10 protein-coding genes are annotated in these 16,248 nt (G+C 53.6%); 4 read left to right on the forward strand and 6 right to left on the reverse strand.

Going from position 1 to position 16,248, the window contains the following annotated elements:
- Positions 1-318: 318 nt before the first annotated feature.
- Both ACW9SV_RS05305 and ACW9SV_RS05310 read left to right on the forward strand, forming a co-directional pair.
- The gene (locus ACW9SV_RS05305; RefSeq protein WP_479555698.1) at positions 319-3,312 is read left to right on the forward strand and encodes a M16 family metallopeptidase; all 2,994 of its coding nucleotides are present in this window, start codon (positions 319-321) and stop codon (positions 3,310-3,312) included.
- A 297-nt stretch (positions 3,313-3,609) separates the two neighbouring features.
- Positions 3,610-6,807, forward strand: a complete 3,198-nt coding sequence (locus ACW9SV_RS05310; RefSeq protein WP_479555699.1) for a VPS10 domain-containing protein — start codon at positions 3,610-3,612, stop codon at positions 6,805-6,807.
- A gap of 198 nt (positions 6,808-7,005) precedes the next feature.
- Here ACW9SV_RS05310 and ACW9SV_RS05315 read toward each other — a convergent pair whose 3' ends face one another.
- From ACW9SV_RS05315 to yjjX, 5 genes are read right to left on the reverse strand one after another with little or no spacing between them, the layout of a single operon-like run.
- Positions 7,006-8,196: an NRAMP family divalent metal transporter gene (locus ACW9SV_RS05315; RefSeq protein WP_479555700.1), complete on the reverse strand. Its 1,191-nt coding sequence runs from the start codon at positions 8,194-8,196 to the stop codon at positions 7,006-7,008.
- Between the two features lie 4 nt (positions 8,197-8,200).
- Positions 8,201-8,971 carry a 5-oxoprolinase subunit PxpA gene (gene pxpA / locus ACW9SV_RS05320; protein ID WP_479555701.1) on the reverse strand — a complete coding sequence of 257 codons (771 nt, stop codon included), beginning with the start codon at positions 8,969-8,971 and terminating at the stop codon, positions 8,201-8,203.
- Positions 8,968-9,969: a 5-oxoprolinase subunit C family protein gene (locus tag ACW9SV_RS05325; protein WP_479555702.1), complete on the reverse strand. Its 1,002-nt coding sequence runs from the start codon at positions 9,967-9,969 to the stop codon at positions 8,968-8,970. Before ACW9SV_RS05325 ends, pxpA begins: the two co-directional genes overlap by 4 nt.
- Positions 9,959-10,690, reverse strand: a complete 732-nt coding sequence (gene pxpB, locus ACW9SV_RS05330; RefSeq protein WP_479555703.1) for a 5-oxoprolinase subunit PxpB — start codon at positions 10,688-10,690, stop codon at positions 9,959-9,961. Before pxpB ends, ACW9SV_RS05325 begins: the two co-directional genes overlap by 11 nt.
- Positions 10,691-10,749: 59 nt before the next feature.
- Complete coding sequence (gene yjjX, locus ACW9SV_RS05335) at positions 10,750-11,316, reverse strand: inosine/xanthosine triphosphatase (protein ID WP_479555704.1); 567 nt, start codon at positions 11,314-11,316, stop codon at positions 10,750-10,752.
- Between the two features lie 178 nt (positions 11,317-11,494).
- Between yjjX and ACW9SV_RS05340 the strand changes: the two genes are divergently transcribed.
- Positions 11,495-14,095 carry a M1 family metallopeptidase gene (locus ACW9SV_RS05340; RefSeq protein ID WP_479555705.1) on the forward strand — a complete coding sequence of 867 codons (2,601 nt, stop codon included), beginning with the start codon at positions 11,495-11,497 and terminating at the stop codon, positions 14,093-14,095.
- Between the two features lie 154 nt (positions 14,096-14,249).
- Complete coding sequence (locus ACW9SV_RS05345; protein WP_479555706.1) at positions 14,250-14,957, forward strand: YceI family protein; 708 nt, start codon at positions 14,250-14,252, stop codon at positions 14,955-14,957.
- A 193-nt stretch (positions 14,958-15,150) separates the two neighbouring features.
- On the opposite strand, the gene ACW9SV_RS05350 is transcribed toward ACW9SV_RS05345, so the two are convergent.
- Entirely contained in the window at positions 15,151-16,050 is a 900-nt protein-coding gene (locus ACW9SV_RS05350) for an alpha/beta hydrolase family protein (RefSeq protein WP_479555707.1), read from the reverse strand.
- Positions 16,051-16,248: the final 198 nt, after the last annotated feature.

Consider the following 16,248-nt stretch of genomic DNA (forward strand, 5'->3'; position numbering starts at 1 on the left):
ATACAGGGCAATCTGGTCTAATGTTAAGGAAATTAAAGCAGAGCTCCCTCCTGCACTTCAAATATTTAAGAAATTAAATATTTAGGTAGGCCGTTTACCAGGAGTTTTAGAAAAACAGGCCCAAAGAAGACCCACGAAGGTTTGATCCTCTAACTAAAAGTGCAAAGTACCCTACACCCATCTCTTTCAGGATAAGCTTTTTATCTTCTTGTGGCGCCAAATGTTAAAGTCTGAAAAGCGGGAACTTACCCTTATAATAATTCCATTAAATTTTAGTAACATTACTAAACCCTATTCTTTAACTAACAAATCAAGCGTATGTCAAAGAAGAGTACTTTAGCCGTATTACTAGCGGCGGCGCTTATTTCCCAAGCGCAGGCGCAGGCTCCTAAGAAAGCCTCCCCCACCAAAAAACCTGCAACCGTTATGACCACCGCAAAGCCAGCTGGCCAGACCAAACTGGTGGAAAAGGTTACCCGCAAAGGTTCAGAACTAGTGATTCCCTATGAAAAATATGTGCTGCCCAACGGCCTTACGGTAGTTGTGCACGAAGACCACTCAGACCCTATCGTGCACGTAGATGTGACCTACCACGTAGGCTCGGCGCGGGAGGAAGTAGGCAAGTCGGGTTTCGCGCACTTCTTTGAGCACATGATGTTCCAGGGCTCAGACAACGTGGGCGACGAGGAACACTTCAAGATTGTGTCCCAGGCGGGAGGAGACCTGAACGGAACCACCAACCGCGACAGAACCAACTACTTTGAAACGGTACCATCAAACCAGTTGGAGACGGCTCTGTGGCTAGAGGCCGACCGCATGGGCTTCCTGCTGGATGCCGTGACCCAGAAGAAGTTTGAAGTACAGCGCGAGACCGTGAAAAACGAGCGCGGCCAGAATTATGACAACCGTCCGTATGGGCTGGTGTATGAGAAAAACGCCCAAGCCCTGTACCCCTTTGGTCACCCGTACTCCTGGACCACCATCGGGTACATCGAGGACCTGAACCGAGTGAACGTCAATGACCTGAAGAACTTCTTTTTGCGCTGGTACGGACCCAACAACGCCACGCTTACCGTGGGTGGCGACGTGACGCCGGCCCAGGTGGTCAAACTGGCCGAGAAATACTTCGGCTCTATCCAGCGCGGCCCGGAGGTGAAAAACCAGAAACTGCCGGCTCCGGTGCTCACCCAAGACCGCTACATTTCCTACGAGGACAACATCCGCTTCCCGATGCTGCAGATGACGTTCCCTACCGTGCCCAACTACCACCCAGATGAAGTGCCGCTGGATGTGCTTTCTGAGATTATTGGCGGAGGCAAGAACTCCATTCTATACAAGAACCTCACCAAAGCCCAGAAAGTAGTACAAGCCAATGCCGGGCACCCCTGCTCAGAATTGGCCGGCGAATTCTCTTTAACAGTGCTGCCGTTGCCAGACTATTCCCTGGCCGATATGGAAAAGGAACTACGCAACGCCTTTGCCGAATTTGAGAAAAGAGGCGTCACCGATGATGACCTGGCCCGCTTCAAAGCCGCCTATGAGTCTAATATTATCAACAGCCTGTCCAGCGTGGCAGGCAAGACGTCTACCCTGGCTTCTTACCAGACCTTCACCGGCAACCCTAATTACCTCACCAATCAGTTGAAGGCGCACCGCGCCGTAACTAAAGCCGATGTGATGCGGGTATACAACCAGTACATCAAAGGCAAACCGGCGGTAATCCTGAGTGTGGTGCCCAAAGGCAAGCCCGAGATGGTGGCCAAAGCCGATAACTTCAAGGTGGACCCAAGCGGTTACATAGCGCCAGCCGACCAATACGCGGGCTTGAAGTACGTGAAAGCCAAAGACACCTTTGACCGCAGCAAACGCCCCGCCGCCGGACCAAACCCTACTATCAAGGTACCTCCGTTTTGGAAGGACAATCTGGCAAACGGCATCAAAGTGATTGGCGCCAAAAACGATGAAGTGCCTACCGTGACGCTGCTCTTTACCTTGCAAGGTGGGCACAAACTGGAGGCCCATGATCCCTCCAAAGCGGGTCTTGCTTCGTTGACCGCCGCCATGATGAACGAGTCTTCGCAGAAGTTCAGCGCCGAGGACATTGCTTCCCAATTGCAGAAACTGGGCAGTTCCATCAACTTCAACAGTGGTACCGAGACCATGACCGTGCAAGTGCAAAGCCAGGTAAAGAACCTGGATGCCACCTTAGCCCTGCTGGAAGAACGCATGATGCACCCGCGCTTTGACCAAACCGACTTTGACCGCCTGAAGAAACAACGCCTAGAGGCCATTAAAAACCAAAGCACGCAGCCTACGGTGGTGGCCAACAACGTCTACAACAAGATGCTGTATGGCGAAGGGCACATCAAGGCCATTCCGGTAATTGGGACTACGGCTACAGTAGAAAGCATTGTACTGGATGATGTGAAGAAATTCTACCAGAACTACTTCTCGCCCAGCGTGACCAACCTGGTGATTGTAGGCGATGTGGAGAAAACCCAGATCATGCCTAAACTAGCCTTCCTGAACAAATGGGCCGCTAAACCAGTCACCATTCCGGCAGAACCCAAGGTGGCCAACATTGACAAGACCAAAATCTATGTGGTAGACAAAGAGAAAGCCGCGCAGTCTGAGATCAGAATCGGGTACATGGCCTTGCCGTATGACGCTACCGGTGATTACTACAAAGCCACGCTGATGAACTTTGTGCTAGGCGATGCCTTCAACAGCCGCATCAACCTGAACCTGCGCGAGGACAAAGGCTACTCTTACGGAGCCTGGTCATACTTCTCGGGTACCGAGGCTGCCGGTCCGTTCACTGCCGCCGCCGGGGTTCGCTCCAACGTGTCAGACAGCTCGGTGGTGGAGTTCATGAAGGAGATCAAGCGCTTTAGGGATGAAGGCATCACCGATGAGGAACTGGTTTTCATGAAGAGCGCCATTGGCCAGTCTGATGCCCTCAAGTATGAGACCTCGTTCCAAAAAGCTTCGTTCCTGAACAACATGCTCCGCTACAATCTGGACGCCGATTACGTGGCCAAGCAGAACGAGATTCTGCAAAACATCACCAAAGAAGAGATCAACGCCCTAGCCAAAAAGTACCTGCCGGTAGAGAAAATGAGCATCATGCTGGTAGGCGACAAAGCCTCTATCAAACCTGGCCTGGAGAAACTAGGCTACGAGGTGGTGGAACTAGACCCAGACGGTGCCCCAATCTTAGCCAAAGCCGACACCCCGGCCGTACAGGAAGAGCCTAAGAAAATTGAGCCCGTGAAAGGCAAGAAGGCAAAGAAAGAAGGCCGCATCTTCTAAGGGTTGCTTTCTTAACCCCTCAATGCAGCACAACCGAACACGTGCTTTAAGAGCCATTTGAAGAAAACAGCTTAAAAGCGACTACATATTTTAGAGAAGCCCACCTGCCTAAGGTGGGCTTCTCTTTTGAGCAAACCAAGATCCAGCTTTGTCCTTTCAGCAGTCAAAGCCACTAACGGCTTAACGCTGTTCCGTTTTCAATCAAGCCCGGTCCTGGAAATGATTTCTGAGATGTTCTGCATATTGACGGCTGGCGGTTATATTTAAGCACAACAATCCTAAACCTTCCCTTCTGCCATGCGGAAAACGTTCTACCTCGCGCTGCTTCTATCGGCGGCCACGCCTTGGGTTCAGGCCCAACAAAAACAGAAAAGCAAAGCTGCCCAAACCCAGGAAATCAGCCCTAACGATTACTTTAAATCAGTGCGGTGGCGCAACATTGGGCCTTTCCGGGGCGGCCGGTCGGTGGCAGCATCTGGCGTGGTGAACAACCCGTTGGTGTATTACATGGGAACAACCGGCGGAGGATTATGGAAAACCGAGGATGCCGGCCAAAGCTGGTTCAACATTTCTGACGGATACTTTGAAACGGGCTCAGTGGGCGCGGTCTCAGTCTCCGAGTCTGATCCTAATGTGGTTTACGTGGGAATGGGCGAGCACGCGCCGCGGGGTGTAATGACCTCTTACGGAGACGGCGTGTACAAATCGGTGGATGGGGGCAAAACCTGGACGCACCTGGGCCTGGAGTTAACCCGCCATATTGCAGGCATCAGCATCCATCCCACCAATCCAGACATTGTGTACGTGGCGGCACAGGGTGCCCTGCACGGCCCCAACAAAGAACGCGGCGTCTATAAATCTACCGATGGCGGCAAAACCTGGAAGAAAACCCTGTTTGTGGACGAAAACTCCGGCGCCGCCGACCTGAGTATGGACCTGAACAACCCGCGCATTCTGTACGCCTCGCTCTGGGACCACCGGCGCCTGCCTTGGGAAGTGCGCAGTGGCGGCAAGGGCAGTGGTTTGTATAAATCTTTAGACGGCGGCGAGACTTGGCACAAGATCCAGAATGGGCTGCCCGCAGAGTTAGGCAAGATAGGCGTTTCCGTTTCCAGGGCGAATTCCGATAAAGTGTTCGCATTGGTGGAGAGTGACACACAGAAAGAGCAAGGCGGATTGTTTATGAGCAATGACGGCGGCCAGCACTGGAACCGCGTGAGCAAAGACCACCGGCTGACCCAACGCGCCTGGTATTACATTGAAGTCTTCGCCGATCCGCTGCAGGAAAACACCGTGTACGTGCTTAACGGCCCGGGCTTGAAATCTACCGATGGCGGCAGAACCTGGAGCCAACTCCGCGGCACTCACGGCGACTACCACGGCTTATGGTTTAACCCCAAGAACAGCCAGAACATGGTCATCGCCAATGACGGTGGCGCGGCGGTGACGTTTAACGGCGGCAAGATTTGGTCTACCCAGGACAACATGCCTACCGCGCAATTTTACCGCATCAACGCAGACAACCAGTTTCCTTACAACATTTACGCCGGGCAGCAGGATAATACCTCGGTGAAGATCGCTAGCCGCAACCTGTCAGGCGGTAGCATTGGGGAGCGTGACTGGACCTCCAGCGCCGGGGGTGAGAGTGCTTTCCTAGCGTTTGACCCCGAAAACCCAAGGTACGTGATGGGCGGCAGCTACCAGGGCACCATTGAAGTCCTGGACACCGAGCTGAAGGAAGGCAAACCCGTTATGATCGCGCCCATCCAGTACATGGCCCTGCAGCCTAAGGATATGAAGTACCGTTTCAACTGGAATGCGCCCATCATCCACTCGGCGCACGAGAAAGGCACCTTCTACCACGCCGCCAACCGGCTGTTCAAGACTACTGATCTGGGCAAAACCTGGGAAGTGGTCTCCCCAGACCTGACCCGCCACGACACGTCTAAGATGGGCTGGAGCGGCACTCCGTACACCAACGAGGGAGCTGGCGGCGAGAACTACGGCACTATTTCCTATGTAATGGAATCGCCGTTGGAGAAAGGCTTGCTGTGGACCGGTTCTGATGACGGCTTGGTGCACATCACCCGTGACGGCGGCAAGACCTGGCAGAACGTGACGCCCAAAGGCTTGGAAGAGTGCCTCATCAACAGCATAGAGGTTTCTCCTACCATCAAAGGCACCGCCTACCTGGCTACCACCCGTTACAAATTCAACGACTTTACCCCCGCTATCTACAAAACCACTGACTACGGTAAGTCCTGGAAGAATATCTCCAAAGGGATTCCGTACGGGGCGTTCACCAAGGTAGTACGGGAAGACAGCCAACGTCCGGACCTGTTGTTTGCCGGCACCGAGACTGGCCTGTACATCTCTTATGACGGAGGCAAGGGGTGGACCAACTTCCAGAGCAATCTGCCGCTCACCCCCATCTCTGACCTGAAGGTGCACCAGAACGACCTCATTGCCGCCACCCAGGGCCGCTCTTTCTGGATTTTAGACGACCTGAACATGCTGCGTGAATTTGACAGAAGACCCTCGGCGCAGCCGCTGCACCTGTATCAGCCCGAGGATGGGTACCGGGTATTTGGCGGCAGCGCCCTGGACCAGGAGCCTGAGGAAGGAACCAGCAACTACGGCAAGGCCACCTTTACGGGTACCAACCCGGCCAGCGGGGTAGTGCTGTACTACCAGGTACCTGCTTCCTTTAAACAGGACAGCCTGTTGGAACTGGAGATCCTGGATAGCCAGGGAAAAGTGGTGCGCACCTTCAGCAACCAGGCAGATAAAAACTTCACCAGCTATCTAGGCGGTCCAGACGAAGAACCTATCCTGAACACCAAACCCAGCTTGAACCGCTTGGTATGGGACATGCGCTACGCTACCTTGCCCGGAGTAGCTCCCGTCTTTATTGAAGGCAGCTACCAAGGCCACAAAGTAGCCCCGGGCACCTACCAGGCCCGACTGAAAACCAACGGACAGCAAAAAACGGTCTCTTTCAAGGTGTTGGCAGATCCACGGTTAAAAGCCACAGAAGCCGAGTATCAGCAGCAACACAGCCTACTTTCTACCGTGGAGCAAGACGTAAAAGACATTCATGTATCGGTGCAGCAGATGCGCAAAGCTAAACAGCAGGTCTCCTCCCTCCTCTCGCTTTTAGAGGGGAAAACCGGTTACGAGAAAGTTCAGGCAGAGGGCAAGGCGCTGATTAAGAAAATGGATGCCTGGGAAGACGAACTGGTGCAGAACAAATCACAAGCCACCGATGACGTGATCAACTTCTTGAACAAGCTTAGCGCCAATTACCTGTTCCTGAAAGGCGAGCTGGACGTGAGCATACCGTACGTGACGCAAGGCCAGCAGGAAAGGCTGAAAGAGCTGCAATCTGACTGGGCGAAGTACAAAGGCCAGATGACCGAGCTGGTACAGAAAGACATTGCGGCGTTCAACCAACTCTGCAACCAGGCACAACTGCAGAAGATCTCAGTTCTGTAACCAGGATCATTCTTACCTACAACAGAGGAGTAGGCGAAGCAGAAAAGCCGCTCCTCAAACGATTCTACCTTTACTTAAAAGAGATAAACCAAAGAAGCTTGCCTTACACGGGCAAGCTTCTTTGGTTACAGGCAGGTTACTACATCTCTGTTTGAGGCTCCTTTTCAGAAAACGGACCTAAAAGGGGAAGCTGTGTGGTTAACCTAAAAAACTCTTTACCTGTTGCAGCAACGTAGCCCCGGCCATCCAGGTCATCAGCAGAACCACCAACACCCCGAACAGGGTAAGCAGGCGCGGGTGGCGGTACGCCCCCATCAGGCTTTTGTTGTGGGCCGCAATGAGCATGGTGCCCAAGGTGACCGGCAGCACAAAGCCATTCAACAGCCCCGCCCACACCAGCAGTTTCACCGGCTTTCCGATGGACACGAAAATGGCGGTGGAAATCACGATGAACCCAATGATAACCCAGTTCTCGTTTTGCTCAATGCGTTTGTGAAAAGACTTGATAAACGAAACGGAGGTGTACGCTGAGCCCACCACAGAGGTAACTGCCGCCGCCAGCATCATGATCCCGAACAATTTGTAGCCCAACGTTCCGGCGGCTAACTCAAACACCGATGCGGGCGGGTTCTCGGGGTTCAACATTATGCCTTGCTGTAGTACGCCCAAAGTAGCCAGAAACAGAAATACCCGTATCACCGAAGCCAGCGAGATTCCTGAAACTGCGCTGGTGGTCACTTGCCCCAGGGCCTCTTTTCCTTTCACCCCGGCATCCAGCAAGCGGTGGCCTCCGGCAAAGGTGATGTAGCCGCCCACCGTTCCGCCCACTAGCGTGATGATGGCGGTAAAATCTACCGTCTCGGGGGCTACCGTCCTGATGGCGGCCTCAGCTAAGGGCGGCGAAGAAACCCAGGCTACGTACACAATCAGCCCGATCATCACCACTCCCAGGAACTGAGCAAACCGGTCCATCCATTTACCGGCCTCGCGCACCAGGAAAATTCCGATGGCGAAGGCAGCCGATATGATCGCGCCCACTTCCACCGAGATGCCGGTCAGTACATTAAAGCCTAGCCCGGCGCCCCCTACGTTCCCGATGTTGAAGGCCAATCCACCCAATACAATCAGGAACGCGATGAATCCGCCTAACCCGGGCAATACCGCATTGGCAATGTCCTGCGCTCTTTTCTCAGAAATGGCAATCACCCGCCAGACGTTCAATTGCACGCCAATATCTAGGATGATGGAAAGGAGGATCACAAACCCGAAACTAGCGCCCAGGCTTTGCGTGAAAACAGTAGTTTGGGTTAAGAAGCCCGGACCAACGGCCGAGGTGGCCATCAAAAAAGCGGCTCCCAGGAGCACACTCCAGTTCTTGCGTGGTTTCATAAAACTAGAGCGAAAGCGCCTGAAGGGAAATATTCTCCTGTGTTAGGGTCTGACGGATGAGTTGGGCAAATTCCACCGCATGGGCGCCATCCCCGTGAATACAGATGGTATCAGCTTTGATGGGCACATCCACACCCTGTTGGGAAAGCACTTTTCCCTCTTTCACCATCCGGACCACCTGCTGCACGGCTTCCTGTTGATCAGTGATCAAGGCGTTGGGCTGGCGGCGGGAGGTGAGGGTGCCATCCTGTTGGTAAGTTCTATCGGCGAAGACTTCGTGGGCGGTTTTCAAACCCAGTTTCTCCCCTGCTTGTACCAACGCACTCCCGGCCAAACCATACAGCACTACCTCGGGGCTTACTTTGTAGACTGCCTCGGCAATGGCTTCGGCTATAGGTGCATTCACGGCAGCCATGTTGTATAAGGCGCCGTGGGGTTTTACGTGGTGCAACACGCCTCCTTCGGCCTTGATGAAACCTGAAAGCGCCCCCATCTGATACACCACCAGGTCAAAGGCTTCTTCCGGGGAAACGGCCATGTCGCGACGCCCAAACCCCACCAAGTCCTGGAAGCCGGGATGCGCGCCCAAGGCCACTTGGTGCTGCAAGGCCAGCCGCACCGTTTTCTTCATCACAGAGGGGTCTCCGGCATGGAAACCGCAGGCAATGTTAGCCGAGGTCACCAAAGGCAGAATGGCTTCATCATTGCCCAGGCGGTAGGCGCCAAAGCTTTCGCCCAGATCACAGTTTAAATCAACGGTAAAGGGTTGGGTCATCTTTTCAATTGAAGGTGAAGGACTCGTTTCAGGTGCTCTAGATTCCGTTCCTGCTGGTAATACAGGTCATGCGCCTGTGCCAGGGAAACCTGTTGGAACCGAACACTTCTCCCCGGCCGCACCTGCGCCAGCAGGGGCAAATCGGCGGAGACGACCTGCCCGATGCGCGGGTAACCGCCGGTGGTCTGGTGTTCGGCCATCAAGATAATAGGATTTCCATTCGCAGGCACCTGTATGGTTCCAAAAGACACGGCACTGGATAGCAACTCAAAAGGTTCCATCAACTCCAACGCAGGACCTTCCAGGCGGTAGCCCATCCGGTCCGATGCGGGAGAAACGGTAAATTCTTCCTGCCAGAAGGTTTCCTGCGCTTTTTCAGAAAACAGGCCATATTCCGGCCCTGGCAAGACGCGTACGGTTGGGTTCTCTGTGTAAGGTGGTAACACGTCAGGGGGAATGCCCCACTTAGCCACCAGAGACGAGGCCTCTGCCGGGCACTTCTGTCGCCAACGCGCCAGTTCTTCCTCAGGCATTCCCTTTAATGGCAGGACATCGCCTTTCTGCAACGCCCGGCCTTGCAGTCCGCCTACTTTTGCCCGCGCGTAGGTAGAGGCGCTCCCCATAGGCTTGGGCAGCTCAAACCCTCCGGCCACCGACAGATACGCCCTGCAGCCTTGCACCGCCGCGCCAAAGGACAGCAAGGTGCCTTCCCGCACAAAGATGGGCCGGTTGGTAGGCATTGGGTTTCCATTCAAGCTGGGGAAAAGATTGGCTCCGGAAAGGGCGATGAGGCAGTCTTCTTGAAACAGCAGGCTGGGGCCCATCAGATTTAGCTCCAGGGCTCCTTCCCCTTCGGGGTTGCCCACCAACAAGTTGGCCAGTCGTAGCGCAACCACATCCATCGCGCCACTGACTACCATGCCCTGTTTCTGGTACCCGTAACGGCCCAGGTCCTGCACCATGGTCAACAAACCGGCTTTTTCTACTCTAATGCCCATACTCGTGCGCCTCCCATTTCAAGTATTCTTTTGCAGAAACAGGCACAAAGCGCACCACGTCTCCCATCTGCAGCCAGCTGGGTTGCTTTCGGGTGGGGTCAAACAAGGTGAGCGGCGTACGGCCAATCAATTGCCAGCCGCCTGGGGTTTCCATGGGGTACACACCCGTCTGCTGACCGGCAATCCCCACCGACCCGGCAGGAATTATCTTTCTGGGAACTTCTTTGCGGGGTGAGGCCAGTTTAGAGTCCATGCCTCCCAGGTACGGGAAACCGGGCGCAAACCCGATCATGTACACCAGGTACTGCGGTTGTGTATGGAGGGTGATGACCTCCTCGGGGCTCAAGCCGGTATGTTGGGCTACCAACTCCAGGTCTGGCCCAAACTCGCCGCCATACACCACGGGTATCTCTTTGACAAGGGAAGTTTCTTCCTGAGGGAAGGTCTGCAGGTGGGTGAGCATCTCTAAAATGTTCTCCTCTACGGCTGCGTAAGGGTCTTTCTGACCGCGCTCGCTTACAAGCCAAGGATCATAGTAGACGGTCACGGAGGTAAAGGCCGGCACATATTCTATAAAGCCAGTGAAAGAATTCTGGTCCAGGAACTGCGCCACGGCCTTTACCTTCTGATGAGTCTCTACCGCGATCTCCTCCCCCAGTTGCAGCACTACGGCGGCATCTCCCAGAGGATAGATCTTGACGGACCTCATCAGATGTGACATAACTAATAGAGTAAGGTTTTATCTATAGTTTCAGGAAATAAGGTGAAAAACGATCTTTCTTAAGCCATCATAGACTCGCTGGTTTTGCTGTACAGTGCTTCGTTCTTGAATGGCACCAGCGCCAGCTTCACGGCTTGCTCGTAGAGGTCCTTCCGGTCTACTACGTTGTTGGTGAGAATTCCGATGGCGCCGCCCTTTTGTTTGGAGTTATTCTGGCCAAACACGCGGTCATCAGCTTCGCCAAGTTCTACGCCTTGCTGCACCAGTTCGGCTACGGCCTGAGGCAAAAAGAACATGCCGGTGCGGGCTTTGCCAACTAGCTTTTTGGTACGCACCGCAATCCAGGCAAAAGCGGCTACTTCTACGTGCAGGGTTTGCACGCCTCCTTCAATACCTACCCAATAGTCTGCTTCGGGGTACTCATCAAAGGCATTGTTCATCCGGTTAAAGGCACCTGTCAGGGTCTCGGTATCTGACAAGGGTTGGTCCGCTACGCCCGAAGGCACTGAGACAGTTTCTACGGTAAATTCCTGGTCAGGAAACATGGCTTGCAAACCACTTTGCACCGCTTTTACTTTTACAGGGTTAGTGGAGGCCACCACTACTTTTTGTACTACTTGATTCATCTGATTTGTTTTCTTGGGCACGAAGTAAAGTAAAATTCTTATATTTTACAGCTACAATGGTGCCAATAAATTTTTTGGAGTATTTTTTTATTAAACAGGAACATAAATGAATATCCACAGAATACAAATGCATCTCTGAGGCTCTCAGAATTGAGAACAAATTGTAATTTTAACCAGAATGAAAAACAAGCACCTCAACTCCCTTCAGAAAGGCCTTCTTCTGCTCTCCTTTGCCTCGGCGGTTTCCTGCACCCAACAAGTAGCCCCAAGCAGCAGCTCTGCTCCTGTTGTTCCGGGGGTCTCCAAGCAATTGGCAGACTTCCGGATCTCGCAACTGAGCAAGATCAACTATGACCTGCACCTGACCATTCCGGCTCGCAAAGACGCCCCTATTATGGCCTCGGAAATCCTTTCTTTTGACCTGAAAGTGAAGGGCCAGCCAGTGCAGCTAGACTTCAAGGAAAGCCCCGATAAACTCAAACAAGTAAAGGTGAACGGTAAGGTGGCACCCGTGGAGCATACCCAGGAGCACCTGATCATCCCGGCGCGGTTCCTGAAGAAAGGTGAGAACCGGGTGGAGATTGATTTCATAGCAGGCAACCTGTCGTTGAACCGGCAACAGGATTTCCTGTACACGCTGCTGGTACCCGACCGCGCCCGCACGGTTTTCCCCTGTTTTGACCAACCTAGCCTCAAAGCCACCTTCCAGCTCACCTTGTCCATCCCCGAGGAGTGGAAAGCCCTGGCCAACGCGCCGCTGCAGGACTCGATGATGAGCGCCGGTCAGAAAACGTACCATTACCAGAAATCAGACCTTATTCCCACGTACCTCTTCTCGTTTGCGGCCGGCAAGTTTGACCATGTAGCGCAAACAGGAAATGGCCGCACCATGCACTTTCTGCACCGCGAGACGGATAAAGAAAAGCTGGCGCAAAGCCTCACGCCCATTTTCCAGATTCACCGCGATGCGCTGCAGTTCATGGAGCAGTACACCGGCATCAACTACCCGTTCCAGAAGTTTGATTTTGTGTCCATCCCCGATTTCCAGTACGGCGGCATGGAGCACGTGGGCGCCATTCAGTACAAGGCTTCCACGCTGTTTTTAGATGAGGGCGCGACGCAGGACCAGAAGATTTCCCGCTCCAGTTTGATTTCCCATGAGACGGCGCACATGTGGTTTGGCGATCTGGTCACCATGGAGTGGTTCAACGATGTCTGGATGAAGGAGGTATTCGCCAATTTCATGGCTGATAAAATCACGCAGGTAGCCATGCCTACTTCTAACTACGACCTCAAGTTTGCGGTAGACCACTTGCCCGCGGCTTACGGCGTAGATAGAACCGCAGGAGCCAATCCCATCCGGCAGCAACTAGACAACCTGCAGGATGCGGGCTCCATGTACGGTAACATCATTTACCACAAAGCCCCGGTCATGATGCGGCAACTGGAGCGGCTCATGGGCGAAGAGGCCTTCCGGAAAGGCTTGCAGCAGTACCTGAAGAAATACGCCTACGGCAACGCGACCTGGCCCGAGCTGATCCAAATTCTGGACGACCTCACCCCCGCCGACCTGCAGGCTTGGAACCAGGTGTGGGTAAACGAACCGGGTCGGCCTCAGTTTGACTACAGCCTGCAAACCGAAGGAAGTAAAATCTCCCAGCTCACCATCCGGCAGAAAGGTGAAGACGGCTCGGCCCGTTTCTGGCCCCAATTCTTTGAAATAGCTCTGGTGTACCCAGACCGCATCCAGGAACTGACCGTAAACATGAACCAGGCCGAAGTCACCCTGCCCGAGGCCATTGGCAAGGAGAAGCCTTCCTTTGTGCTTTTTGATGTCACCGGCCAGGGCTATGGTGTGTTTCCGATAGACGCGCCGCTCTTGGGCGGGTTTGCCCGTTTGAAGAGCCCGGTAGCCCGCGCCTCGGCCTACATCAACCTGTACGAGAACATGCAGAATGGCCGGGCCGTGTCGCCCCAGCAACTGCTGGATTTCTACCGGAGGAACCTGTCCCTGGAGCCTGAGGAGTTGAACGTGAAACTGATCACAGGCCAGATGAGTGACATCTTCTGGCGTTTTCTTCCTGCTTCCCAAAGAACCACGCTGGCCCCGCAACTGGAGAAAGAACTGTGGACCGTCCTAGAGAAAACGGCGGCACCTAATGTCAAAAAGCTCCTGTTCAAAACGTACCAGAGCATCGCCCTGAGTTCTGATGCGCAAACCCGTCTGCACCAGATCTGGGACAAAGAGCAGGCGCCTGCCGGGGTAAAGCTCTCGGAGGAGGATTACACGTCCTTGGCCCTGGCCTTGGCGGTGCGCGATTACCAGAATAGCCCGCAGCTACTGGCCCGGCAGATGGCCCGTATTCCCAACCCTGACCGCAAGAAGCGCTTGCAGTTTATGTTGCCCGCTTTGTCAGGTGACGTGAAGGAAAGGGATGCGTTTTTCGCTTCCTTGAAAAAAGAAGAGAACCGCGAGGTTGAGTCCTGGGTTTTGGCGGCGTTGAATTACCTGCACCATCCGCTGCGGGCCGCCACCTCAGAGAAATACCTCAAGGAGAGCCTGGAGCTGCTGGCAGAAATCCAGCTTACGGGGGATATCTTTTTCCCGGCCTCCTGGCTTTCAGCCACCTTCGGGTCTTACCAAAGCCCTGCGGCCGCGGCTACTGTGCGAACGTTTCTGCAGGCCCACCCAGACTACAACCCCAAGCTGAAAGGGAAAATCCTGCAGGCAGCTGACGGGGTGTTCAGGGCGGAGAAACTGGTGCAACCGGTAAAATAAGCAGGGCTTGTTCTTTGTAGCCTAGGGAGGATTCTTAGGCAAGTCAAACAACCCTGGTGTTCAGTACTACTCTCGGGGGGAAGAGAACAAATACTGACTTCCAGCGTTCAAGGTATACTTTATGTAGCTACATAAACCACTAACCTAAGCAACTATGAAACCTCTATTTTCACTTAAATCGGCCGGACTAGCCCTAGTGGCAGGTCTGGCTTTGGCTTCTTGCAACGAGGCTCCCAAAGAAGGCGATAAAGCCACCATCACCGACCAAAAGGCCGCAGCCGATGCCAGCGGGCAAACCTTTGTGGTAGACACTGCCGCTTCTTTGGTAGAGTTTACCGGTAACGGCGTAGGCAAAAACCACCCGGGCACGTTCCACCTGAACTCCGGTTCCGTATCGGTGGCTAACAACCAAATTACGGGCGGTGAGTTTGTCATTGACATCAACTCCTTGACTATGAAAGAACAAGGAGAGATGTTCCAGACCAAACTGAGACCCCACCTACTGAGCGGCGATTTCTTTGACGCTGAGAAATTTGGGACAGCCAAGTTTGAGATCACCAAGGTAGAGCCCTACAAATCTGACGGGAAAGACACTTCCCTGGTGCAAGGCGCCAACTTCAGCGTAAGCGGTAACTTCACCTTGAAAGGTGTGACCAAGAACATCACGTTCCCGGCCCGCATTGAGCTGGATGAAAACACCATGGAAGCCGAAGCCAACTTCAACATTGACCGTCGTCAGTGGCAGATGAACTACGGCAACGACAAAACCCTGGGCGACAAGTTCATCTCCGAAACCGTGAACATAGAACTAGACCTGGAAGCGAAAAGACAAGGCGGAAACGCCACCGCTTCGGCCCAGTAAACCAAGCCCCACCAAAAGCAAAGAGCCCGAAGACCTTCGTTTGCGGGCTCTTTTTGTGTAAACGGGCTTAAAAAAGAAAGGACTATTGCCTCTGTTTACATGATTCAACTTTTCGAATTGGATCCACTATGCACTGAAGTTTGCAAATCAGTAAGGCGACAGCCTCAACAAAAACATTTTACAGCGACATTATTCATTTCGCCAGCAACTCTTTCACCGCTGCTTCAATGGTAGGCCAAACCGGTGAGACAGGTGCTACCAAATCAAAGTGACCAGCGTCCGGCAACAACATTAATTTTGCCTTGTTCTTTTTAGAAGAGGAATGGTTTATAAAATTCTGCGCCTGGCTTACCGGCACAATCGGGTCGCGGGCACCTTGCACCATTCTTACAGGGATTTTCATAGCTAAAGTTGGCGAAGGCGTTGCTTCCGCGTAGCGCTGAGGAACGGCCTCGGGTAAACCACCCATCAGCTTTTCTACCGCGGTGTTGCAGCTTCCTTTCTCGGTGCTGTACGTGGCCAGATCTGGGATGCCGGCCAAAGAAACCACGCCTTTTACTTTCATTGGATTTTTGGTGTATAAAGAGCTAGTGCGGGGCAGGTCTTTACGTCCGGCAGCCCAAAGAGCCAGGTGTCCGCCTGCCGAGTGGCCCATCACCACCACTTCCTTCGCGGAGACGGGGTACTGCTTAGCCAATTCACGTACGTAATCCACCGCTTGGGCGACGTCTAGGAAGGTACCCGGGAAGCCACCGCCCACGTCTCCTACCCGTTGGAATTCAATGGTCCAGGTAGCAAAACCGGCCTTGGTGAGGGCAGCACTCACGTGGCTCATGTATTGGTAGTTGTACTGGTTGAGCCAGCACCCGCCATGGATGACCACCACCACCGGGAACGGTCCTTTGCCTTGGGGCACTCGCAGCTCGCCAAATTGCAGCGAATCTGAGCCGTAGGCGAGGCGCGTGCCAGCCGCCGGCGTGGGTAACTGCATGAGGTCTTGCCAGGAGATAAGCTTGGCAGGCTGCGTTTGGGCGTGGAGCGGCCCCGCAAAGAAGAGAAAACACCACAGCAGAACGGGCAAAAAGAACTTCATATAATTTGGGCAGACTTTCTTAAAAACAGGCCTGAAACAGTTGGCCAGCTTACGAAGCATGAAGGTACAAGAGGCTTTTCGATTTTGAACAAGTATCTTGCCGCTACTTTCACCTAAAAAGGAGGAAGTGGTTGTGGCTTGCGGGAAGAAACTAAACAACAAGTCTTTGCCAAATCGTTACCGGCCACCTTTGAATCT

The organism is Rufibacter sp. JT20002 (assembly GCF_056491185.1).